Source organism: Sphingorhabdus contaminans (genome assembly GCF_007280415.1).
Lineage (GTDB): Bacteria > Pseudomonadota > Alphaproteobacteria > Sphingomonadales > Sphingomonadaceae > Sphingorhabdus_B > Sphingorhabdus_B contaminans.
Genome location: NZ_VKKU01000002.1, coordinates 419020 through 441949 on the forward strand (window position 1 = coordinate 419020; position 22930 = coordinate 441949).

Consider the following 22930-nt stretch of genomic DNA (forward strand, 5'->3'; position numbering starts at 1 on the left):
TAACTGTGACCTCTCTACATGAACTATAGTTCTAATTTGTCCGCATGAAACACTCCCTCAAAGGGTGGTGGTGCAGGGTACTGAGAAAGGCGAGTCACGTGTACGAGCGACAACCTGACTCGCGTTTTTCTAGCTCTACCAGTTCTTGACCAATCGAACTGAAAACGTCCGACCAAATGGTGATGCGTTTATATGATCATATGTGGTCGAGCTTGTGCTCTCGAACCGCGGTGGCCGAGCATCAAATAGGTTATTGATGTTCAGAGTGAAACGAAGCCCCTTAGACACAGGGCCTTGCCAAATCTCCCCGAGGTTCACGGAGGTTGAAATGTCCACAGTCGTGAAAGAATCTATCGAACCCACAGGATTAACAAACGAGTTCCGATAGCCGTCAGTGTAATTCACAATCGCGTTGAGAGAATATGCCTCTCTCGTCCAGTTCACCTGACCTTGCAATTTAAAGTCCACGGGCTTGCCAACATCATTCAGCCGTGAAACAAACGGGGCATTGAGGGTGATTTGCCGGTTATGCTTTAATACATAGGCTCCGGACGCGCTAATGGATATATCCCCTATTTCCGTAGCAAATTTGCCTGACACGGAAAAATCAATTCCCCGGATCTTCTCCGACGCTACGTTCGATGTTTTGACATCAAGCACAATAATATCGGGGATGGCGTCCAGTAAATTCTGCGTTGCGGGGTCCCAGGCAATACCAGTAAAATTACCTGAATTTTCTGCAGTTTCGAGAATTTCATTAATTCGCGCGGCACTTGGCGTACGTTCTATCTGATCGACATATATGTCCGGATTAAAAAAGGCATTGAAGACATCAGTGAATGTTGGAAACGCCCGATCTATACGATCATCATAGTTTACTGAAAAGTAGCCAGCGGACAGCGATAACCAGGGAGCGAATTCCGGTTGATAGGCTGCGCTGACTGTCCACGTTTCCGCGCTTTCTGGGCGAAGCCCAGAAGCGTCTCCCTGCCAAACCAGTACATTTGAAAATCCGGTACTTGATTGCGGATCGGGGAGTGGGAATATTTGAAATTCACTATTCGCGCCAAGGTTGATCACGTCGGGCGCGCGAAACGCTGTCGAATATGCCCCTTTTATAGTCAAACCTGCTATTGGTGAATATATGACACCAAAATGCGGGTTAAATGTGTCGCCAAAATCGCTATATCGATCAAAGCGGCCGGCCAAAGAAATATCTAGCGACTGCGAGCCTTGCATAAGTGGAATATTAAGTTCCAGAAAAGCCGACTGCACCGAGCGGGATTGTTTCTGGAACGGCGTGGTTACCACCGTATTGGTAAAGCCTACTCGTTCTAACGCTTCGCTGCGCGCTTCAATTCCAAATGCAGCCTTTGGTGTAATTCCGCCAATCGTGAATAATGGTCCGTCCACGATCGCGGAGAAATCCAATATATCCGATTGTCGTTCACTCGCGCGAGTTTCTGTTCCTGGGCCGAATCTATTAAATATTGTAAGTGTGTCTGATTTTTCGTTAACACGGGAGATTGTGCCTGATATATCGAGCTCCCAATCACCTGATAAAGCTGTACGCGCTCCGCCTGTAATTGAGTATTGCTCTGAAGTAATGGTGTCCTGGGTCGTATCAGGTTTACTTGCCAGAGTGCTTTGAATTGAGAAAAATGAATTACTACGTCGAGTTGAATAAAGGCCGCTCACATAGATTTGCAAAACATCATTTACCGATAATTCACCAGCGACATATGCCGAATGACGGCGCGACGGCTGCTGAGCCTGAAGCGCAAGAAAAGTCTGCGTATCGAACGGGCTAGTGAGCGGTTGCGTATACCCGGCGTTGACAAGGTCGTATTCCCAATCTTCAGAATAATCGTATGCTGCGACAATATTACCAGCGTCGCCGTTTACCCCTACCAGTTGACTGGCCTGAAAGCGTTCACCGCCCTTTTCAGTGGTGCTAAAAAATGCTGTTGTTTCTGCGCCCTCAAAATCTTTGCGGGTTACGAAGTTTACAACGCCGCCAACGGCATCTGAGCCGTAGACTGCCGAACGCCCACCGAAAACGATCTCAATGCTTTTTATAAGGGAGATCGGAAGTACTGATATGTCGACCACGCGACCGCCGATGCTGCCGGCTCGTCGCTTGCCATCCAGCAGTACCAGGGTTGAGTTGGCGCCAAGGCCCCGGAGATTTACGCCTTCGCTGCGACTACTGGCGTTTGCACTCGACAACGGCGTTCCGATATTGGTTCCGAGTGAGCCTGTGCCTGCACTGATGTCCGTAAAATTTTGCGGCACCCGCTGGAACACTTCCGCGACAGAAGAATAACCTGTCCGCTCAAGTGCCGAACGATCTATTGTGATCGAAGGTGCCGCAGTATCAACACCGCGGATGTGAGAACCCGTGACCACAATGTCGTTCTTATCATCATGGTCGGATGATAGCGCTGCCCCTCCGGCATTGGGCGAGGCTTCCCCATTTGAAGACACAGATTCTTCCGAGCCAGCGGCAGCCGCTCTAAACCCGGAACTACTGTCGCCGCCGTTTCCCATTTTCGCAATGGCAATGGCGCCCATTGTGTCAATACGCGCCTGGAAACCAGTCCCGGCTAAAATCTTTTTCAGCGCTGCATCAGCAGATAGATTTCCACGCGCGCCCTTGCTCCGCTTACCCTTTACCTCATCGACCTTATAGATCAGCTGACGGCCGGATTGACGCGCATAGTTATCGAGCGCCGTCTGCATATCGCCTGCCTGAATATCATAGCTCCGAACCTGCGCCTGCGCCGGCATAGCCATTGCAACGATGCATGTCGTAGTTGCAAGTAAGCCGAGAAATTTTTTGCTATCGGTCATTTTCAATCCCTCCCCCGTTAATTTTGGCATTTTGCCATCCTCAATCGGGTCAGACAGGTAACGAGGTAAAAGCCGTAACAAAAAATTCACATAACCTGCATTTTCTGCTCTTCATTCGCCTGAAATAACTATTTGGCCGTCGTGCTCTTCCACATGCAAGCCATAAGCATTGTCGAGCAGGCGAACAAAAGCATCGACATTGGACGCGCGGAATGTGCCACCGATGCGGATTGCTGCGGCCGAAGGCTCGACGATGATCTTCTGATCATTATAGCGATTAAATTCGGCGGCCGCTTCGCCCAGCGACATGCGGTCGAACGACAGCATGCCGTCCCGCCAAGCCAAATTGCTTTCGACGCGTGCGGCCTGCTTGGCGGTTACCAGGGTTGACAGCCCTTGTGCCACAACCATTTCACCGCCGGTAATGATCGTCGTGCGCGGCGCTTCGCCTGATTGGCTCTCATCAACCCGGACACGTCCCTCGACCACTGCGATATAAACCTGATCGCCGTTTCGCCGTACCGAAAACTTGGTTCCAAGAACGGTAACCGTCCGATTGCCTGCATGTACGATGAAGGGAAGCTTGTCGGCGCGCTTCACCTCAAAATAGGCTTCGCCCTTTTCGAGCCAAACTTCACGGCGCTGGTTCGTAATATCGGCGCGAACCAAAGTTTGGGTGTTAAGCTCGATGCGGCTGCCATCTGTCAGTCGTACCATTTTACGCCCGCCTATTGGCGTAGTGAGGGCCTCCGCATCGGGCGGCGGGGCGGAAGAAATCGAAGCCGAGGTATCCGAAAAGACCGCGATGGTGGGATCACTGTTAAATGTCCGTTCCCAAAGTTGCGGTGCAAATGCTACTGTAGAGCCAAAGAGCGCAAGCGAGGCGGCGATAGCCGCTGGGCGCCATAGACGGCGCGGCGATGCCGTTTCCTTTGCTTTTAATGCGACAATATCGGCCGTAGGCGACACCATGTCCCTAGTTTCTGATATAACAATGTTATCGTCAGAACCTTCGCCAATCCCGTCTGATTCGCCAGAGGTCAGTCCCAACGCAGCGATACGGTCTGCTTGCCGCCATGCATGTTCCAGACGCCAATAGGCCGCCTTGTGCGCCATACCGGCATCCATCCAGGCTGCAAATTCAGCTTCCTGCTCAGGCGACCAGTCCGGCTCCTCGCGCCGCATCAACCAGACCGCAGCCTGTTGTTCGATCAAAGCCGCACTCATGGCACGTCCTTTGCCGGCGTGGCGCTCGAACTTGTCTCGGCACGCGCCGTATTTGCTGCGGGTCTCTTGATACGGCCGGAGCCACCCAACATGAAATCCGCTATAGCGCGCATGCCGTTGGTAAGCTGCTTTTCGATTGTATCGATCCCTACGCCCAGATGATCGGCGGTTTCGCGCGTCGTATAGCCTTCAACTTTGCGCAAACGTACAACCTCGCGGCAGCGCGGCGGTAACTGCTCGAGCGCGGCCATTGCACGCCGCAACTCGTCCCGTGCGTTTAAATGGCGTTCGGTTTCCAACATATCCACTTCGTGCCTTACGTCCTCCAGTTCTGCAACATGCTCAATCGAGACTATCTGTGCCCGTCGCGCCGTATTGATCAGCAAGTTACGCGCGATCGTGTAGAGATAAGCCTGCGTATTTATAGGCAGGTCTCGGCGCGCGCCGAGCAGCGCACGCTCGTATATCTCCTGGCGTACATCAGTTACGGCATCGGGATCGCGCAGATTGCGCCGAATATAGTGCGTGAGCGCCCGTTCGAGAGGGAGCACCTCCCGGCAGAACCAGCCATGCAACGCAATATCATCGGACATTTTTATACGTCAATCTTCTCCCAGACTTCCCACATTGGGCAAGATATACCCTTATCTTCCCGGAGTTCACCGCTTTCGTAAATGTTAGACAATCGGCGACGATAAAGCCGTAACATGATCTGCGCGAGGCCTACATCACCAACACCCGATTCAACATTTGTACGCTTGCCCGATCAGACAAAAGGCGCTGGACATTTTCGCTACTGCCCGCCTGTGCACGGCAATTACCTCTATCCCATTGAAATCCGCTACCACGCCTCGTTCAGTGCCGCGTCAGAAACAGCATCAGCGGACCGTGCGAATATATTTTCGCGGCAAGTCTTTGGCGTTTTTGGGGTTTACCTTCCGGGGTCTCAGATCGGCTGCCACGCGGCAGCTGGCTCTTTAAGTTCTAGCAAATATCTTCGTCCGACTCTTCCAGAGCCGCACGCGCATGGCGCACGGCACGGCGCAAATCTTTTTCAATCGCACTTACGCTCACTCCTAATATTTGCGCCGTATCGCGTTGCGACAGGTTTTCGTGACGACGCAATCGAACCACTTCCCGACATCGTTCAGGCAGCTGCTTCAAAGCCTGTTCGATGAGGTCTAATTGCTCGCGCCCTTCTGCCACACGATCCTGAAGAGGCTCAGTTGCATGTAATTCCATACACTCCAGATCATCACGATAGTCGATACGTACTATCTTACGCCGCCTAATGCGGCACAGCACTATACTTGTAGCCGTTTGGCCAAGATATGCTTTCGGATTATCGATAGGAGCCGTGTTTGCGACGCAGAGCAGTCGCTCGAAGCTTTCCTGCACGACATCATCAAGGTCGCCCTCCTTTGGGAACCGGCGTGCGATCCAGTTCTGTAGCCAGTCTTCATAGGGTAGTATTTCTGCAACCAACCATTCTGCCCGGCTCCGGCTCTCTTCACCCGAACAATTGAGGCAATCCTGCTCTCTGTTGTTACTTGCTCCATCTGCACTCGATGCAGCTTCGATGAAGTCATCTTCATTGCGTGCGCTATTGTCCCACGTCATTTTGTTCCTCCCCGGCGACAAATGACCGCCAAAAGGGAAGACACCTCAAATGCGATTTTCCGTTACGGCAACTTGGGGTGTTTCGACCAAATCGCTTTGATGCCCGACAAACGTCGCGGCTGAAAATCGATCGGCGCTGTCCGGAAAAACCACCGATCTCTTAATGTGGGTCTCGACTATTACTTGAAAATCCTAAATGCGCTCTCCTCTCGGTTTGAGCCACAAAGCGCAAACACTGATGATATTGGGCCGGGCGAGTTGAAGCATCCGTTCCCGTTGACGGCAATATTTCCGTCGGCAATCCTAGACCCCAAAGTTCAGGTCGAATACAAACGTGCTGATGGCTGTTAGCCTAGGTGAGCTTTCCGTTTCTTTCCTTTTCCCTTTCTATCCCGAGATTCAATGGGCCGAAGTTTGTGAGGTAAACCCCAGAAAGACCCTTTGATTCTTCCAGCACATCGGAAGCTCCTTACTCAACAAATCACTCTTTTTGAGCGTAACCGGCTGCGTGCCTTCCATAATTGCAGAGATGATATCAGGAGCAAGGCAGGTGATAGCGATGAAGCGTGCCATGTGCGTTCGGCATTTGCCATGACTGGAGGCGAGAGACGACAGCGACTGTCGGGGATTCTCATACACAATTTGCAGTATTTGATGCGCTTCTCGGATTAAACTGACAAGCCTTTGGTTTCTGGGCCGTTGATCTGTCATAGCATCCGAAGCAGGTATAACCAACCTTATGGCGTGGCCTTTACGAACCCTATCAACTTCGCAAGACAGAGTGATTTCTTCCAATTGGGTATTGTGACTTTCAATCTCGAGTAGTTTGAAAAGATCGATTGCGGATAGGGATAGTTCTAGCCGTCGATCGTATATCTTGACCTTGTCGATTAAGTTGGTGACTAACCTTGCGCGATCGATCGCGTTGCCACTCCGAATAATTGCTGCCGCAATATCGGCCTTTCGGAAGACGCGCTGGATAAGCTGTGCGTCGGCGTTGGTCCGCTTTAACAATGCATGGATTTTGGATTGGCTAGACAGAAGCGCGAGGACTTGATCATATACCAGCTTTTCAATGTCCGTCGCCGTAACGCGCCATAACGGCTCAACTGCTTCCCCCGCGCCGTCCACTACGCGGCTGATATAATAACGATAACGCTTAACACCCTTTTTGCTGTGAGTCGGGGTCATAGGTCGGTCGAGACCGTCGAATAACTTGCCAATCAACAGACTTGGATGCGTTTTCGATTTTTTGCTCGCTCCGCCGCTGCTCCGGCTTGCGACGGTGTGTTGGACCGCGTCCCAAAGATCTTCCGGCACGATTGCTGCATGCTCACCGGGGTAAGCGTCGCCTTTATGGACGATCATCCCACGATAAATGCGATTGGACAGTAGATGGTAGATGGTTCCGCGCTGAAACGTGCAACCGCCTTTATGCGGACCACTTGTCCCTTTCTGCACTTTGGTGCGGTAACCCTGCGCGGCAAGCTCTTCGACCAAATCTGATACCGACCCCAACTTGATATATCGACGCATGATATGTCGCACGAGTTCGGCTTCATTCTCATTTACGACCAGTCGGCGGTCTTTAACGTCGTAGCCGAGCGGTACATTGCCGCCCATCCAGATGCCTTTCTTTTTGGAAGCCGCGATCTTGTCCCGGATACGCTCCCCGGTGACCTCGCGCTCAAACTGGGCAAAGGATAAGAGCATATTGAGGGTGAGGCGGCCCATGCTCGTCGTTGTATTGAACGACTGGGTGATCGAGACGAAGCTTGCGCCTTTGCGATCCAGCACATCAACGATCCGGGCGAAATCGGATAAAGATCGGGTGAGGCGATCCATCTTATACAGCAAGATTATATCGACCTTGCCCGTCTCGACATCTGCCATAAGCTTCTTAAGGCCGGGTCTCTCCATGTTTCCTCCGGAGAACCCGCCGTCATCATAACGTTCGGATAATAGTGTCCAGCCTTCATGGCGCTGGCTTAAGGCATAGGCAGCACAGGCGTCATATTGGGCATCGAGACTATTATACTCTTGTTCAAGGCCATCTTCCGTCGATTTCCGTGTGTAAATCGCACAGCGCACCTTCCGTTTTGCGTCAGCCGCCATGTTTTTGCCCCAGTCCAAAGAACCGTGGCCCTGACCAGCGTGTACCTGTTACCATCCGAGCGATCTCGCTCAGCGACCGAAACTTCTCAGCCTCCCATTCGACCGAGCCGTCCTCTGCAACAACCACCGATATGGTTTTGCCCCGCCATTCACGAATAAGGCAGGTTCCGGGGGAGAGTTCAGAAGTTGCATTCTGACCTTGCTTGCGCGCCGAATGACCTTCGCTTTCCATGACTGCTTTGCGCAAGGTGAGTGGCAGGCCACCATAGCGCCGCTCCTGAATCCGATACGCGATCAGACGTCGTTGCAGGCGCACAGGCACCTGTGGCAAGGGAGCATCGCTGAGCTCCGCCCAACGGTCGCGAAGAGCTGAAATACCCATTGCCTCGAGTTCGACAAGCTTGGCTTCGATTCCATTTTTTCGGACACCAGCCATCAAAAACGCTCCGGTCGGCTTTTCAGTAAATAGTACCACATTTCATCGAGGCGTTTGCTTTCAAGGCCAATTCCTCGTTTGCGTAATCCGGCAAATATGCCGTGGGAGCTGTCAAGCGGCCGATCTGTCGCTGCCGGAATATCGGAGATGCTTGCGCCTTCTGGCAACGAGAGTAGGACGAGCGCAGGAGCGTGCTGTATCGGGCATCGTGCGGTGGTCATCGGCGGTCTCCAAGATCAAAGCAGAATTTCTGCTTTTACCACCTAAAACCCGACTGCTTTTTTGCAGTCAGGGCGACTCCATGACTTTGTTTTACTGCTATATTTTTAAGGAAGCAAGTGAATCTTTATGTTCGAGACTCACTTGCAATCCAGACCGCGTTTAAGCAGATACGAATTTATTTTGATCCGCGTTTTGCCTCGGCAGAAAATGGGTCATTTGCATATTTCGCTTGAATGAAACGTATGGAACATTTATAGAACGTCATAGGTAAGAGTCGACATTGGCATAACCAGCAGGAGGTTTCGATGTTCGACGTTATCGGCGTGGATACCGCGAAAAATGTATTCCAGCTTCATGGGGTCGACCATGATGGTGCGGGCATTTTACGCAAGAAGATAACGCGAGAAGAGTTTCTACCCTATTTTCAGGCTCTACCCCGTTCTTGTGTTGGAATGGAGGCATGCGCTGCTTCGCATCATTGGGCACGGCAGCTCACCGCCTTAGGTCATGACGTTAAACTTATACCGGCTCAGTATGTAAAGCCGTTTGTCAAACACGCCAAAAACGATGCTACTGACGCAGCAGCTTTTTGCGAAGCGATGCGTAGGCCGGATATGGCATTTGTTCCCATGCGATCTGCGGAAAACCAGGCTGCTCTGGGCCTGCTGACGATGCGCGACTGATTGATCCGCCAGCGCACAGAATTTATGAACGCCGCATGCGGTTTTATGGCCAAGTTTGGTATTACTGTGCCTCGCGGTCACTGTTACATCGAACCGCTGCTGGAACAATTCGATCTTGATAAAAATATCCCCGATATCGCACGCGAGCTGGGCCATAAATTGTACGACGAATGGAGCGAGCATGAATGCAGAACCAAAGCTGCCGAAGAGCAATTAAAATATTGGGTAGCGCAAAATGAATGGATCCAGCGCCTTGTTGCCATACCAGGGATTGGTCCTGTTGCGGCAACTTTGCTGATCCTTAAAGCCCCCGACCCTCATCATTTTCGTTCCGGCAGGGATTTGGCGGCTTGGGTCTGCGACCGAGACACGAAATACAGCGCTGCATTTGTTCAAGCCCTTCGGGCTTGTTCTACTCCTTACAGTCGCATCCGCAATGCTTTAAAGGCTGAAGGCATCACAACGGTTCAATTGCCGCCACGCTGCATCAATCTTAATGCGTTTGCCGAACGCTTAGTCCGCTCGATCAAGCAGGAGTGTCTGAGCAAGATGATTTCTTCAGTCAGCGACAGCTTCGCTATGTCATCAAGCAATATCTTGAACATTATCACCATGAACGAAACCATCCGGGCCTCGACAACCGCCTTCTGGTGCCATTTTCGGAAGCAACAATTGAGCGAACCAATGTCAAACGGCATCAACGATCGGGCGGTTAGCTCAATTTTTACTATCGGCGGCCTCTCTAACGTCGCCGCGTTTGAGTTTTTGGATATGACGAGGTCTTACAATCGAACATTTTCGAAAAGAACAAAAATGCGTCCACCCTTAGTGTAAAGCAGACTAAGCTGGCTGTCCGTATCGACCAAATAGACGATGAGCTCACCACCCTGGGATTTAGCGATCTGACGAGCATTTGCAGGAAGTGTCAGGACTGGGACGGTCGCTTGCTTTATCGGCGGCGTGCGAGATCCATGGCCCTGACCACAGTTGTGACAGACATCCGACACACCGGTAGACACATTGAGCAGCGCCCAACCGCTATCTAAAGAAGGGTACATTAGCAATTCATCCGTTAGCCATCGGGCCGGGCGGTTTAACTGCTCTCGATTTAAAGGCACATCAAACCATACTGGCCTCCGGGGTTTGGGTCCACTTAAGGATACTATACCTAATCGGACCTTTGCATCATCCCGGTCTAACTCATAAAATGAGAGAATCGAGCCATCAGGTGAAAGGCCCCCTAAATAATAAGTCGCACCAGCATTCGCGGGGAAAACAGATTCTGCAAACGCGGTCGTGCTGAAATCACCCACTGCGGGAATTTTGACTAGGTATAGAAATGTCTGTTGTCGAGCATGATCCGTCTTCGATAGACCACGACGAACTGGTACCCAATTATATGGGCGCGACCATTCGAATACGAACTGACTTGCATCGGAAGTGATCTCTACTCGTCCAACTTTTTGGAATTTCCGGACTTCTTCATAGGTTGCACCTTGCCTTTGGAGAATAGCCCGCCCAAGTCTCTCCTCCTCCTTTGCAACTCCCATCGAAGCTTGCTGGAGAAGCAGAACCCCAAATATTGCGCTAAAAGCCGTTCTAACACTCATGTCTACGTCTCACTTCAGTAGATTTAGATTGCTGAGGTTGCCGAACGCAAAGCCCCCCGGCTCCTCCGTTTTGGAACCGCTTAGTGAGTTCTATCTGGAGATCGTAAATGAACTCCGGATCCTGCTTCAATTGGTCGATTCTTTCCGCGATTGTAGGTTGCAAATTTGAATCAAGATGAAGAGCTCTGGATAAATATTTGATCGCCAGATCTCTATCGGAAGTTTGCACGTAGGCTTCTGCGAGACTTACATACAACTCTGCCTGGTCGGGGAATAATGCCAAGTTCCACAGGAAGTATTTAACTGCTTTTCTAATATCCCTGTTTATATAAAGTTCCTCATAGCCCATTGTGTCAAGCGTTTCGTAACCTCCACCAATGACGCCGATGTCATCCTTTTTCATCTCTAACAGTGCGTCATCTCTCGATGTCACACCTGGCTCGCTGAGAATCGAAACCAGTTCTACTTCATAGCGAGCAGTATTGCTGAGTCCAATCTTGCTCCGATCACCCTGAGGAACGAGTTCCCTGGGCATAACGAAAGTAGCTTTCTCTCCTACATGGAGCAATGCAAGGCCTTCATTCAGACCTTCGCCAACGGCTGCTAATGATCGGTTTCTCCATTTTGGGATAAGAAACAACTTCTGAGCATCAATCGTCGAACCCAACCTTAGTGTAATCGGTCCCGCTCCACCGTGCCGCGTGCTTGCAACCAGCTTACCGTCGTCAGTATAAAGTGAGTAGTGGACTACAACGGTTTCTCCAACGAACGGTTCCCGACCAGTTTTTCGAGAGCGAACCAAGTAAGATAGGCCCGACCTCGTTCTGATAAAGTGCCCTTCAATGGGTGGAGTATCTCTCGCACCCTCAGTAATCCAATTTGTACGGAGCTTTCGCCACCTCTGAAACTGCATTGCTTTTGCGGGGTCCGGATCTTCATGCCCCAACAACCAAAACGACATCCAATCCACCACCGCCTCGATATTAGCGACGCGTTGCTGTGGCAATGCCAATTGATGAGGGGCTTCTGGAAACAGTAGATAATCAACTGGCTTGGCATTCAACATGAAGACACCCATGGTTTGGATGTCTATGGGGTTATATTCTCCCGCCTCGTTGACAACCTTCGGTACATTATTTCGTGAGAAAAGGACAGGCGTCGCAATTCTATCGGCATTGAGGCTGACATCATGTTCCAACCAATATTTCGGGTCATCCCAGGGACTGCGCCTCATAGCGCCTGTCGTCATCGCTGAATATTGAACACCCGTCGCACCCATTATCAAATAATTTGCAAAGCTGTTATCTAAAGAATCGGCGATGAATGCTGCAGACAGCCTGGTCCGGGCGGGATGGGATATGGCGTAGTAGGTATGATAGCCACTACGCGAGAATCCAACAAGGCCAATTCGCGGTGCCGCTTCGGCAATACCTTGATTGATAAGTGCGTCTACTACCGCGTCGATTCGCCGGACAACTTCCGGACCCTCCATCGGCGTACTAAGGGAACCGCCAGCCACTCGAGGTGGAACACGCATCAGGTCCGATGTTTCGATCGTCAGGACAGCCATTCCACGCGCAGCTAGCGCCTGGGCCGCGAACGCTGTGCGCGTGAAGCCATCTGGTAAAAAGAGTTGAGGCAGGAAGTGATAAGGCTGGATAACTACCGGCACTGGCCGTCCAGACCTATATGTCGCCGGAAGTAGCAGCGCACCTTCACGCTCTCTACCATCAAAGTCCCGCCAGCGAAAGCGTTGCGACTGGATAAGATTGACACCTAATAAGGCAGGATCTGGCGGCGTCAGCACTATCTCGCGGCCTGCCTCCGACGCTATCAGAACTGGTGGCGTATTCTCACCTTGCCTAATCCTGAGCTCGAGCGTACCCAGTGGGCTTGTAGGTTCTGATGCTTCCGTAGCATTCTTATCAGTGACGACCTCCCATCCTTTAGGCCGCCGGACCACTTGAATATGTTCTTTTGCTCCTGAACTCTTTACTAAAGACAATATGAGCGTACTTTTGCGCTCAATCCAGACAACAGATTTGATTTTATCACCGGGATCCAAGGAATAGATATTCCTCAGTCCTCCATCCACCATATTGAACACGCTTATGAATTCATTGCCTTCGGAAACTGCCGCACGAACACCCACTAGGATAACCTGAGATCCGTCGCCCGACCAAAACATCCGACGCCCTTCAATGGACGAATGAATGGCAGGCAGTTCTATCACCTCAGTGGGCGCGCGGTCGTGATAAAATTTCTGGATTTTGAATGTTCCTGGAGAGTAAATGGCTGCAACGCTTCCACCCGGCGCAATTGCCGCTTCCTCGTACGCGCCAATTGCATCCCGGCGCCCAGTTTGTTCGCTAACCGAGAAATAACTGTCTACCTGAAAAATGTTGTTGCGTGTCGCAACACTGCCGTCAACCTTATTGCGGCGTATGGAAGCGACGGGATATTCATCAGGAGTAATGCCTTTTGCTCGACTTCTACCAAATAGGAGACGTCCATCTTTGTAGTCAAAGTGCCCCACCCCCTCCGGAGTGTTGCTTAAGTTTGCAACTCGACCGCTCGCAATGTCGAGGCGATACACGTCTCTCTTGCCAGAATTATTCGTACCCAAAAAAAGCACCCCACGATCTCCGTCCCAGCGGGGTCCTACGAGTCCAGAAGTGCCCGTGGTCGACCCGAGAACATCGATCTTTAAACGAGGTATGACGGTTCTTACAGTTCGATTACCGAGAGCAGCGCGCACATCTGCAGTTTCAAACACCTCTAGTGTTGTACGGACCTTGTCTTGTTGAAGATCGCCACTGCTCTGCATCCAAAGAAAGTAGCGCCCGCTCGGGGACGGCAGGATGCCCAATCGCTCACGTCCGGGACTACTAGCCCAAACCTTCTCAGGTGGGTATGCCCAAACCTGCGGGCTGTTCAGGTCCCAAACACCATATCTTACCGCAGCTGAATCCGCCGGCTCCCATGGTCGGCTGGCCGATACATCCACAACTCTGGATTGGTTTGCGCGTGGGGGGTCAGCAAACGCGTAAGTACTCACCAAGCCCAATGCAGGCACGAACCAGATAAAACCCGACCCCTTCCGAGGTTTTGCTTTGCTTTCCATTTTTTCCAAATCGCTGCTATGACGAGAGTTGAACGACGCCCTCAGCGCCCGAAATGCTTTGAAATGCCGAAGCTAAAGCGGCGGAGCCTAGAATCTCCGTAAGGACTGGAGCCACCTATAAAAGACAAAGTCGCTAGCGCTGGTGGTTTCGTATCAAAAATATTCTGGACGCCTCCGTAAATTGTGACCCCATTCCATAGACTATTTTTATTTGTTCGAAGCTGATATCGGAAGCCAATATCATGGTAAATTTGAGACGGAATACGTTCGGAGCCCTGACGTTGAACGGTGATCGTGGCGAGTGAGGGTGTATATAGTGGTGAGCGAACGTCGTAAGACGACGAAACCTGCGAATTCCAATATATGGCCCAGTTGTCATGAGAGAAATCAAAACCGAAATTGCCCCGCCAGTTGAGCGGCCCCCCACGATAACCAACTGAATCAGTTGAAGGTAAAGTCGGGGCATCTTGACGTTTCGAGTCAATATGCTTCGTAAACATTCCGTACATCCGAAGGAGGCCAAATTTAGTCTTGGCTGAATAGTCCACTTGGATATCGATCGCCTTAACTGATGATCGGGCTATATTGATCAAAGACGCATCAATCACCTCAATTAGTCCCCCCTCATATCCCAGCGCGCGATCGGCGTCAGTTATGGGTGCTCGAGTTATGCGCCCGTCAAACAAATCCTCGTTATTGAGGAGGGAGACTATATCAATGTTTCCGATTTCCCTGGTCTTTTTTATACGAAGGAAATCGAGCGAAATTCGGAAGCCAGCAATCCATGGGGGAGCAACGATCGCGCCCAGCGAAATACTCTTTGATTCTTCGGGGTCCAAACTAGGGTTGCCCCCCGTGCGGATTATGAGCGCTTGTGAAAGAGGTGCGTTTTGACGTCGCGGGTCTTGAAAAAATGAGTAGCTCCCTGCTGAGGCGGTGTTTTGATATTGAACAAGTTGATTGATCGAGGCAGGTAGGAATCCAGTCGAATAACTTGCGCGAAAGTGCAGGCCTTTAGCGGGAGACCATTTTACAGCCGCCGTGTAATCAGTAGAGGCGATCTGGGTTGAACGATATTCGACCTCTGAAGGCGGCGTTGAATTGTTGTACCTGTTGGGCACTGCATAGCGAGTCTTGTAGTCATCATGTCGAGCTGATACTTGCAATTCAACCTCCCGCATAAGCGGAATATCATTATCTTCACCGAGAATCGGGAACATAAGTTCCCCGTAAGCGCTTAGGACTCTTTGCGATCTTTCCGGTACAATTTCGGTCGTGATGGTTCCTGTGAAATCATTAGGCGTCGAATCCTTAAATTTCTTCGCTGCCTCCTCCCTTCGCTCGAGTAAAAGTGTGGCTGTGCCGCGCCCCCCTGGCAAAGAGATCGTCTTCCCAGATGACTTCAGCGAGAATAGCTCTTGGGTAGTGCGCGACGGACCAAACTGAGCGATGGCGACGTCTGGAAGATAGGAATCGTAGTTCAGTGGGAAATTTTCCACGTCAGCGATCGGATTAAGCCGCCCATCCCGAAGGGCGGCGATTAGTCCTGATTGGGCTGTGAGAATAGGATACTTTGGGAAGCGGGTGTCGCGTTTAGTATCGCTCCAATGATATTCCCCTATCGCGCTCCATGACGAACCCAGCTTCGCAATGACGCCTGCTGACGCTTGGCGTGAAGTAATCGTAGTTTTCGAATCGCCCGCGAGGCCAAACACAGGTATGGCTACAATGACCGCTTGCTGGAAGGGGTTCGTAGCGGCCGCAGCCGGCAAGGTTATGTTAGCGACGCCGGTGCCAAACGAACTTCTTGAATTATTGGATTGTAGGCCAACATCGGCAAATAGATCGAGGCCAGACTTCAATTCATGACGAATATTCAAGTTTGCCGACCATACCTCAAACCCTCCAGCAAGCGTGCCTTGGCGACCAGCGATGTTATTAGGGATATCGAGGTTAAAGGATCCAGCATTACTTACCAGGGAAGCCGCAGTCGCAGCGTTTCCGCGAGAGAAACCCCCATAACCTTCACTGACGTGCGTGAAAGGTGCATTGAGCGATGCGCCGCCAAGGTCGATATCGAGCACCAAATTGGGAAGGATCGCGCATTGATTGAATGAACCTCCCGCAGCTCGGCAAGCTGCGTCCGAGCCGATGGGAAGGGCGATGATATTGGGAGTAGCTCCAAGCGGAACACCCAGTATCGTTTCCCCGCCGTATCCTAGATTTTTGATCCATAAATTCCGGCCGCGTCGCCATAATTCGTTTTCGTCGACATGTAACGGCTCGGCTTTTGCATACGAGCCGCTTGCCGAAATTCGCGTTCGATTGTCATTAAAGCCGAAGCCACCATTCGCCTCAATCCTGACGCTTTCGCCACCTCCTCGAAATGCGCCTTCGCCGCTCACGCGAACGTCTAGCGCCTCATAATTTCGTTTTCGGATGACGTTGATGACACCCCCCACCGCACCTCCGCCATAGATACCCCCTGCCGTGCTTGGCAGCACTTCTATACGCTCGATCGATGATAGCGGGATCCCATTTAAGTCCCCTTGCGTGAAGACACTTTCGATCCGTGCAGTTTGCTGACGGGGCACGCGTCTACCGTCGACAAGGATTAAGGTTTGCGCAGTGCCCAACCCACGGAGGTTTACCGAACTAATATTGTTTCGGTCCAATCCAATGTCCGATTCGGAATTTTGACTCGCTGACGTGGCCGCAGTATTCATCGGCAGGCGTCGCCGGAGAAATTCGTCCAAGTTCGTAGCTTGGCTATTTTCAATCTCCTCAGATGAAAAAACTACGTAAGGCTGCGCATCATCTTCCGTGCGTCGAATATCTACGTTCTGCGATTTCGACCCCACCACCAAGATTTCTGAAATGCCGCTACTCTGAGCTTCATCCGCCTCAGCGGTTACCGCGACGGGTTCGGGGTCGTTTCCCTCCGCGCTCGGGCCGATTTGCCCAGCCAACGTAAAGGTGCGACCATCGCCCGAAGTGACCCGAATGCCGGTCCCTGAAAGAAGTTTGCCCAGGGCCTGGCGCACCGTCATTTTGCCGCGCACCGCTTTGGTGCGCTTACCCTTGACCACACTCTCGCTCACAAGGATCTGAACATCTGCTTGGCGCGCCAATTCCGGAATGGAGGTCACAGCCGTTTGCGCTGGAACATCGAAATTGCGCTCCTGCGCCACGGCCACGCTTGGTACAGCGATAGCCGAAATGGCGACAGTGGATGCCAAGGCAGTGCGTAAGTTCATGGTCCTCATATCCTATCCCCCCTCAGAGATTTTTCATTTTCTGTTAGGGACGACGCACGGCAAAATCTTATCCGTAAAATGCTCGCAAAAAAAATTTCATCAAAGCGAAATTTCATTAATTGCCGTTATCAAGCTCATGTACTGGACACATCAAGTCTACGAATAGTTCATCTGAAACGATATGCGACACCGCAAAGACGCGTCATAAATCAGACATAGGCGCAAAATCCGGTGCATGTCCTCTCAACCGAAATCATCTTATGGCAGACACGAGGCGGCGAATGGCCTCCCTTCGACGAACAGCGAACTTAGGTGCACCGGACTTAACGCCGGTAGAGCCTAATCTCACCACCTACAAACTGAACATCCGCATCTAATGTCGTCGATGCGGCCCGCGCAAAAGCATCCGGTTCGTCAGTGCGAAAGCGCCCCACGAGCTTTTCAGAAGCAAGAGCCGGATCATCAATACGGATTTGCACCCGGTTATACCGATTGAACTCTTGCGCTGCTTCGCCGAGTGTATCGCCATCAAAGGCCAGTTCGCCTTGCCGCCAGGCGAGACTCCGATTGATCGCCGGAGGATCTTCACTAATTTTGGTTTGGGGCAAGACCGCCGCCACAAAAGCGCGCGAGCCTGCATCAACATAGTCGACATTGTCTTCATCGCCCACACGCCACACGGCGACACGGCCTTCGGTTACTTGAACCGTCACACCTTCGTCGGTCTTCCGCACCGAAAAAGCTGTCCCCACCGCACGTGCGCGCACATCGCCAGCCTCAACCACGAAGGGGCGGTCCGGGTTTTTGGCAACGCGGAACCACGCTTCGCCCTTGGCGAGCGCTACTTTGCGCTCCTTGGGCTTATATTCGACAATAATCTGGCTTTGTGTGTTCACCGAAGCCAGAGAGCCATCAACCAGCGGTACCCGCCTGATTTCGCCGATACGGGTCGCTATCACTTCGCCGCCCGTATTATCTCTCTTTGTTCCCGGCCCCAAGACTGCGCTGCCCGTTACACCGGCCACAAGCGAAGCCGCTAGTGCACCGCCACCCCACCGGAATGCGGCACGCCGGCTGATCGAGGGCCGGACGACTTCGGAAACTTGCATTTGATCATACCGTCGATACTCATCATCGAACTGATCGTCATCCCATTCCTGCCATGAGCTATCACCGCCCGAAAACGCGTCATCCTTCGCGCCGCTTGCGGCACGGCCTAATATGCTGGCACGGTCGAGCATGGCCCAAGCGGACGCCGCTCGGAAATAAGCTCCCCTTCGGCGAACATCATCCCCAAGCCACGCTTCAAGGGCGTGCCCTACATCGGCGCGCGCAACCGGATCATCGCCCGCGCGGTCAAGCCGGGCGACCCAACGCGCCGCCTTGATCTCAATCGCTTCTGCTGTTTCGGTCTTTTCCATGTCGTTCCAATTCAATGCCGGAGCCTTCCCCGGCAGGTTCACTTTCGGCAAGAGCCCGCAAGATTAGCCGCAGGCCCTTTGCTACATCATTTTCCACCGCATGCTCAGCGATGCCGAGACGCTCGGCCACCTGCCGCTGCGGCATATCTTCAATTTTACGCAAACGGACGACTTCCCGGCAACGTTCAGGCAGGGCCTCTATGAGGCTCATGACCCGCGCCAGTTCACGCCGCCCACCAACGATCCGTTCAGGTGAGGGCTCATCGGATGCGTTGCAGTATATATCCAGATCCGCCACCGCCTCGATACTGACTATACGGCTTCGGCGTACACGCTCGATGACAAGCGACCGGGCGGTGGTAAAAAAATAGGCTCGGCCGCTTCGTATGTGATCAACGTCATCAAGTGCGGATATCCGGCAATATGACTCCTGTATCACGTCTTCCAGATCAGCGGGCCCTAGGCTACGACGGAGCCACGCGCGCACGGCTCCTTCATGGGGCAGAATTTCTGCTCCAACCCACGCCATAATTTTGTGGCGATTGGGTCTTTCCACCTCGATCCGCCTCTCCTTCCTACTGAAGTCGACGAATAAGCGCCGGGTTTCCGTAGAATGCGTGCAAATTTTTTTACCCGCCATTCGGCAAGGTGGCAACATGTGCTTAAAGGTCAGAGCGCTTTGCGTATGATTATGGCGACGAAGGACAAACGATTTCACCTCACGAATGAGGAATGTGGTCCCGTCATATATTTTGGATGGCGACCGCAACGCCTGAAATGGGCGATTTTCGGCGCCCAAATTTGGTGGTGGCTAGCTTGGCGAGTTGGCATCCTCTCCAGTTGCAGCTTCATTTGCAGTCGCTTCGTTTTTCTTGGGCTTGATCTGTGCCTCAAATTCGGCAGCGGTTGCAGCTATGCGCGGTCCCTTCGGGCCTTTCGACAATGCAGAAACAGGAAGCGTAGCGTTCTGCTCACCAACTTTAATATAGACGGTTTTGCCTGCGACATTGTCTACCGTGGCAACGACCTGACCTGTGCGGTCATGGATGAAAGCACCCGGAACCAGCAGGGCGAGCAACTCGCCATCGCCTTTGGACTGGACGTCTGCAGCGCGGCTTTCGAGTTCACTCTTGCTCATCATCACTGTGACTTTGCCCGACCGCGTGACAAAGGACGTTCTACCCAAGGTGACTTTGGTGGTGCCTGTATGAATAACGGCAGCGTCTCCAACCAATTTGCGAACAACGCCCAGTTGAGCACCTTCACTGTCGAAAATGACATCGCCTTCGCGCAATTCTGGAGGTTGCGCATAGAGCGGAACGGCGATCGCAAATTTCACTGTGGCCAACGCGATTCTGAAGTTTCTCATTGCCATGTTACTACTCCTCTCTTGGATGGCAGATTCCATTTTCTGCTCTGCCACGCGAACTGTCAATTGCAACTCTGCCCCCTTCAACTTGGAGCGCGTGCGTGAAGGAAACCGATCCCGTTTCCCGGTCTTTCGAATGCTTGGTGTCCAGACGATGCGGTGTTTAGCAAATGCTTTCACAAGGCACTCCGTCATGATCGCGGTCCAGACGCGACAAGCCGCATTGGTTGAGATAAAAATTGGCTTCGCCGCAGCTCGCCATTTCGCCGCAGGTTCGTTTTGTACCGCAAGAGCATGCGGGTGAAGGCAGAGCGCGAAGCGGACCTCCTGTGGGGCGGCGTTCCGGTACACTGCCAAAAAGGGCCTGCGGGCGCGTTACCTGTGGCGGCAGGTGATCACGCACCAGGCTTTGCTTGACCCAGCATTTTTCGAAAGGCGCCCGATCAAGCGCTATCCACGATGCGCTCGTTACCCGCGCACGGACCTGATCTCCGTAGCGGAGCTGCGCAACGACAGGACTATCGGGGTTGGGGGCGCTGCGACAATTGAGCGTCTCGACAGCGACGAAACGAGCTCTTGACGGCATCGCTTCACTTAACGATCCGGCCTCTGCACCGACATCGGTATCGATCGACGCATCCGCGCTGTCGCCTTTATCCGCCCCGGAACCGCATCGACCAATAAGATAGAACAGTGCAAGAGCAGTCAGGACACAACCTAAATTTGCTTGTCCAGACTTTGCCACCATTGGTCCTCCCTTGTTAGTTAGATGCATTAGCGCATCAAATCCGTATTGAGCGATGCTCACGATCATCTGAGCCAGTCCCTCAGGCGAGCGGCAAATACCGTTCTATTCAAGGTTCAGAATGTTGAGTGTTTTTCAAGCTAGAGGAAAGGCGCTGGTAAAGGCCATCAACGCCCAAAAAAGGCTGGCATGTCACCATGCCAGCCTTGAAAGGAGAGGTAGCCGCACCGGACAAGGCGCGGGGTGTTGCAGGAGATGTCCGATGTTGCATGAAGTTAGATGCACATCGCAGATTCTTCCGCAGCAATTTTACCAATATATCTGTGAAAGAAACCCAGTTTTATAAAAGACTTTCAATCATCCGGTGCTTTGGACGAATTGTTTCCATCGCCGTTCAACCAACCCGCCAGTTCTTCAGGAGACAAGGTGCGGTGAAACTCAATCCCAATAAGCTGATCGACCTGCCATTTGACGCTGGCGCTTACAGGTCTCAGCGCCCCCAGTGAAATCTGGACGCGGCTGTCGATCGCCAGATTTTGACGGAAGCAAATTTTGGCGCCACGTTGCGAAATGTCGCATAACTCCATATCCGCCATATAGCCGCCAATGCGAATGACGGCTTTGCGGCTAACCGCAAGCCGGGGAGGGCGTACACGCAAACCTGCTTCATCGGTCCGCGGCTTGGCAAGCAAATGATCAATCGTCATCCAGCTGGCAAATTTGACACCGATGGTATTCCCGTCTTTCCATACCACCTCGCCCTGGACCCTGTCGCCGTCGAGCAAGGAAACCGCGATGAGTTCGCCTACCGAAAAATTCTGGTGGGCATCAATCATCATCCCGCCTTCGGAGATATTGCGTACCACTCCCAGCCCTTCCACTTGGTGTACACGGCTCGACAGGCGGGCTGCACGCATCACGGTTAGGTATCGCTCCTGTCCGCGGCGGTCCGAAGTCAATCCGCTTTCAGAAGCGGCGGATCCGCCCTCAGGCATCGCAGCATAGCTATGCGGCACAGGCGGGGCATTCTCGTCGTCATGGCATGCCCAAGGCACAGCAATCCGGTCCCGATCAGGCCCTTGTTCATGCGACAAGTCATTCGGCTTTTCAAAATGGGGAGGCATAGTCATTTCACCTTCATTCGATAGCGGAGGACAAAAGAGGAAGGCTGGAGAAATGCAGGAGCCATGCTGCCGTTTGGCCGAATGCGAATATGTGTGATAGCTGCGTCACACCCGTCGCTATTGGGCTGAGGTTGATAAGTAAAAGTCGCACCGCCGTCGGACGAAAATTCGAGGCAGTCGGTACCATCGGCATAGCCACCGAAGGGACATTGCAATTGGCTCGCGCGCGGACCTTCTGAAAAACTAACGGGTCCAGATCCCGGCACTCCAAGATCGCCCACGTAGAGGCTCATATGCGCAGGGATGGGATTGGTGATCGTCAGACTGTTTGCGGTCAACCAGAGCAAACCTGCATTTTCGACGCGGGTTTGATATTCAACAAGTGCTGCAGGAACAGCTTTGGCATTCGCAATACTATATCCATCTGCGACCGTTTGGCTCGAAACATGAACAGAAACGTTCGAAAGAAGCTGCGCTTCGGCCGCTGCTCCTGGCAAAAGCAGGCTGCCCAGTAAAGTACCAAGCCGCCGCAGTCCAAGGGACCGAGTGGAACGCGATATCTGGTGACTGCCGTACGGGTCGGAGTGCATCGCCAGATCATCGATCGATCGCATTAGGGCAGGTCCACGATCCATAGCTCACCAGAAGGTGAGCCATTTGGAGCGCCAATAGAACGACGTTCCGACTTTTCGGGGACTTCCCTGACCTGCCGGCGGCGCGGAGTGATGTTTAGTGCGCCAATTTCTCGTAAATGGCGGAGCTCATCCGCGCGCGAGGTAAAAACGGCCGCCCGCAAAATAGTCACTTGAGCGTCGCCATTCTGTTTAGCAGGCGGCCGCGAATTTGATTTTCCAGAGACAAAAAAAGTCTGCGCCGGCAGATCTGGGAGTAGGCCATATGCCGGCGCAGACAGGACAGCCACCACACCCGGGATGGGGGTGGTCAGGACCAGAAATGACCATGGGTGAAATTGGCTGGCTTCCATGAGAGCAAGAATAGCCCGATTGCTGTGGCAAGGCAGTTTGACACCGTTGCACCTTGTCCTGGTTAAAATTTGCAACGTGCGCGCAAGGGTTTGCGCCGTTTCGCTCAATATGAGGCGTAACAGAGTTAACGCGCGTTAA

At 52.5% G+C, this 22930-nt stretch carries 17 protein-coding genes; 2 read left to right on the top strand and 15 right to left on the bottom strand.

The features are described 5' to 3' along the window. Positions 1-135: 135 nt before the first annotated feature. The 6 genes from FOM92_RS10350 to FOM92_RS10375 all read right to left on the bottom strand — a co-directional run bounded on the left by FOM92_RS10350 (position 136) and on the right by FOM92_RS10375 (position 8251). Positions 136-2853, bottom strand: coding sequence for a TonB-dependent receptor (locus tag FOM92_RS10350; protein ID WP_170226850.1), 2718 nt, complete (start codon positions 2851-2853; stop codon positions 136-138). 111 nt (positions 2854-2964) lie between these two features. Beyond that, complete coding sequence (locus FOM92_RS10355) at positions 2965-4080, bottom strand: FecR family protein (protein WP_143776798.1); 1116 nt, start codon at positions 4078-4080, stop codon at positions 2965-2967. Then, the gene (locus tag FOM92_RS10360; RefSeq protein ID WP_211347392.1) at positions 4077-4673 is read right to left on the bottom strand and encodes an RNA polymerase sigma factor; all 597 of its coding nucleotides are present in this window, start codon (positions 4671-4673) and stop codon (positions 4077-4079) included. Before FOM92_RS10360 ends, FOM92_RS10355 begins: the two co-directional genes overlap by 4 nt. Before the next feature lie 391 nt (positions 4674-5064). Next, a complete protein-coding gene (locus FOM92_RS10365) occupies positions 5065-5700 on the bottom strand; it encodes an RNA polymerase sigma factor (protein WP_143776799.1) in 636 nt (211 codons plus the stop codon). A 399-nt stretch (positions 5701-6099) separates the two neighbouring features. Further along, on the bottom strand, positions 6100-7815 hold the full coding sequence (locus FOM92_RS10370; RefSeq protein ID WP_143776800.1) for a recombinase family protein: 1716 nt from the start codon (positions 7813-7815) through the stop codon (positions 6100-6102). Next, the gene (locus FOM92_RS10375) at positions 7805-8251 is read right to left on the bottom strand and encodes a DUF2924 domain-containing protein (RefSeq protein ID WP_143776801.1); all 447 of its coding nucleotides are present in this window, start codon (positions 8249-8251) and stop codon (positions 7805-7807) included. The genes FOM92_RS10370 and FOM92_RS10375 overlap by 11 nt, the downstream gene beginning before the upstream one ends. Before the next feature lie 527 nt (positions 8252-8778). Between FOM92_RS10375 and FOM92_RS10380 the strand changes: the two genes are divergently transcribed. Continuing rightward, positions 8779-9156: an IS110 family transposase gene (locus FOM92_RS10380; protein WP_143776802.1), complete on the top strand. Its 378-nt coding sequence runs from the start codon at positions 8779-8781 to the stop codon at positions 9154-9156. Beyond that, entirely contained in the window at positions 9157-9990 is an 834-nt protein-coding gene (locus tag FOM92_RS10385) for a transposase (protein WP_143776803.1), read from the top strand. On the opposite strand, the gene FOM92_RS10390 is transcribed toward FOM92_RS10385, so the two are convergent. The 9 genes from FOM92_RS10390 to FOM92_RS10430 all read right to left on the bottom strand — a co-directional run bounded on the left by FOM92_RS10390 (position 9939) and on the right by FOM92_RS10430 (position 22420). Further along, on the bottom strand, positions 9939-10766 hold the full coding sequence (locus FOM92_RS10390; RefSeq protein ID WP_143776804.1) for a hypothetical protein: 828 nt from the start codon (positions 10764-10766) through the stop codon (positions 9939-9941). The genes FOM92_RS10385 and FOM92_RS10390 overlap by 52 nt on opposite strands. Next, positions 10756-13593 carry an FKBP-type peptidyl-prolyl cis-trans isomerase gene (locus FOM92_RS10395; protein WP_170226851.1) on the bottom strand — a complete coding sequence of 946 codons (2838 nt, stop codon included), beginning with the start codon at positions 13591-13593 and terminating at the stop codon, positions 10756-10758. The genes FOM92_RS10390 and FOM92_RS10395 overlap by 11 nt, the downstream gene beginning before the upstream one ends. 338 nt (positions 13594-13931) lie before the next feature. Continuing rightward, positions 13932-17147, bottom strand: a complete 3216-nt coding sequence (locus FOM92_RS10400; RefSeq protein ID WP_170226852.1) for a TonB-dependent receptor domain-containing protein — start codon at positions 17145-17147, stop codon at positions 13932-13934. 323 nt (positions 17148-17470) lie between these two features. Further along, the gene (locus tag FOM92_RS10405) at positions 17471-18568 is read right to left on the bottom strand and encodes a FecR family protein (protein WP_143776807.1); all 1098 of its coding nucleotides are present in this window, start codon (positions 18566-18568) and stop codon (positions 17471-17473) included. Beyond that, the gene (locus FOM92_RS10410; RefSeq protein ID WP_211347393.1) at positions 18537-19055 is read right to left on the bottom strand and encodes an RNA polymerase sigma factor; all 519 of its coding nucleotides are present in this window, start codon (positions 19053-19055) and stop codon (positions 18537-18539) included. Before FOM92_RS10410 ends, FOM92_RS10405 begins: the two co-directional genes overlap by 32 nt. A gap of 324 nt (positions 19056-19379) precedes the next feature. Beyond that, positions 19380-19943 (bottom strand): hypothetical protein, encoded by a 564-nt coding sequence (locus FOM92_RS10415; protein WP_143776808.1) that lies wholly within the window; start codon positions 19941-19943, stop codon positions 19380-19382. 157 nt (positions 19944-20100) lie between these two features. Continuing rightward, complete coding sequence (locus FOM92_RS10420) at positions 20101-20685, bottom strand: excalibur calcium-binding domain-containing protein (protein ID WP_143776809.1); 585 nt, start codon at positions 20683-20685, stop codon at positions 20101-20103. Between the two features lie 350 nt (positions 20686-21035). Beyond that, positions 21036-21812, bottom strand: a complete 777-nt coding sequence (locus FOM92_RS10425; RefSeq protein ID WP_143776810.1) for a PilZ domain-containing protein — start codon at positions 21810-21812, stop codon at positions 21036-21038. Beyond that, positions 21809-22420 carry a hypothetical protein gene (locus FOM92_RS10430; RefSeq protein WP_143776811.1) on the bottom strand — a complete coding sequence of 204 codons (612 nt, stop codon included), beginning with the start codon at positions 22418-22420 and terminating at the stop codon, positions 21809-21811. Before FOM92_RS10430 ends, FOM92_RS10425 begins: the two co-directional genes overlap by 4 nt. Positions 22421-22930: the final 510 nt, after the last annotated feature.

Bases quoted from the DNA above. Each gene is read 5' to 3' on its own strand.
- FOM92_RS10420 (WP_143776809.1), bottom strand. From the start codon at position 20,685: ATGGTGGCAAAGTCTGGACAAGCAAATTTAGGTTGTGTCCTGACTGCT.
- FOM92_RS10365 (WP_143776799.1), bottom strand. From the start codon at position 5,700: ATGACGTGGGACAATAGCGCACGCAATGAAGATGACTTCATCGAAGCT.
- FOM92_RS10405 (WP_143776807.1), bottom strand. From the start codon at position 18,568: ATGGAAAAGACCGAAACAGCAGAAGCGATTGAGATCAAGGCGGCGCGT.
- FOM92_RS10400 (WP_170226852.1), bottom strand. From the start codon at position 17,147: ATGAACTTACGCACTGCCTTGGCATCCACTGTCGCCATTTCGGCTATC.
- FOM92_RS10415 (WP_143776808.1), bottom strand. From the start codon at position 19,943: ATGGCAATGAGAAACTTCAGAATCGCGTTGGCCACAGTGAAATTTGCG.
- FOM92_RS10430 (WP_143776811.1), bottom strand. From the start codon at position 22,420: ATGCGATCGATCGATGATCTGGCGATGCACTCCGACCCGTACGGCAGT.
- FOM92_RS10375 (WP_143776801.1), bottom strand. From the start codon at position 8,251: ATGGCTGGTGTCCGAAAAAATGGAATCGAAGCCAAGCTTGTCGAACTC.
- FOM92_RS10355 (WP_143776798.1), bottom strand. From the start codon at position 4,080: ATGAGTGCGGCTTTGATCGAACAACAGGCTGCGGTCTGGTTGATGCGG.
- FOM92_RS10390 (WP_143776804.1), bottom strand. From the start codon at position 10,766: ATGAGTGTTAGAACGGCTTTTAGCGCAATATTTGGGGTTCTGCTTCTC.
- FOM92_RS10350 (WP_170226850.1), bottom strand. From the start codon at position 2,853: ATGACCGATAGCAAAAAATTTCTCGGCTTACTTGCAACTACGACATGC.
- FOM92_RS10360 (WP_211347392.1), bottom strand. From the start codon at position 4,673: ATGTCCGATGATATTGCGTTGCATGGCTGGTTCTGCCGGGAGGTGCTC.
- FOM92_RS10395 (WP_170226851.1), bottom strand. From the start codon at position 13,593: ATGCAGAGCAGTGGCGATCTTCAACAAGACAAGGTCCGTACAACACTA.
- FOM92_RS10380 (WP_143776802.1), top strand. From the start codon at position 8,779: ATGTTCGACGTTATCGGCGTGGATACCGCGAAAAATGTATTCCAGCTT.
- FOM92_RS10370 (WP_143776800.1), bottom strand. From the start codon at position 7,815: ATGGCGGCTGACGCAAAACGGAAGGTGCGCTGTGCGATTTACACACGG.
- FOM92_RS10425 (WP_143776810.1), bottom strand. From the start codon at position 21,812: ATGACTATGCCTCCCCATTTTGAAAAGCCGAATGACTTGTCGCATGAA.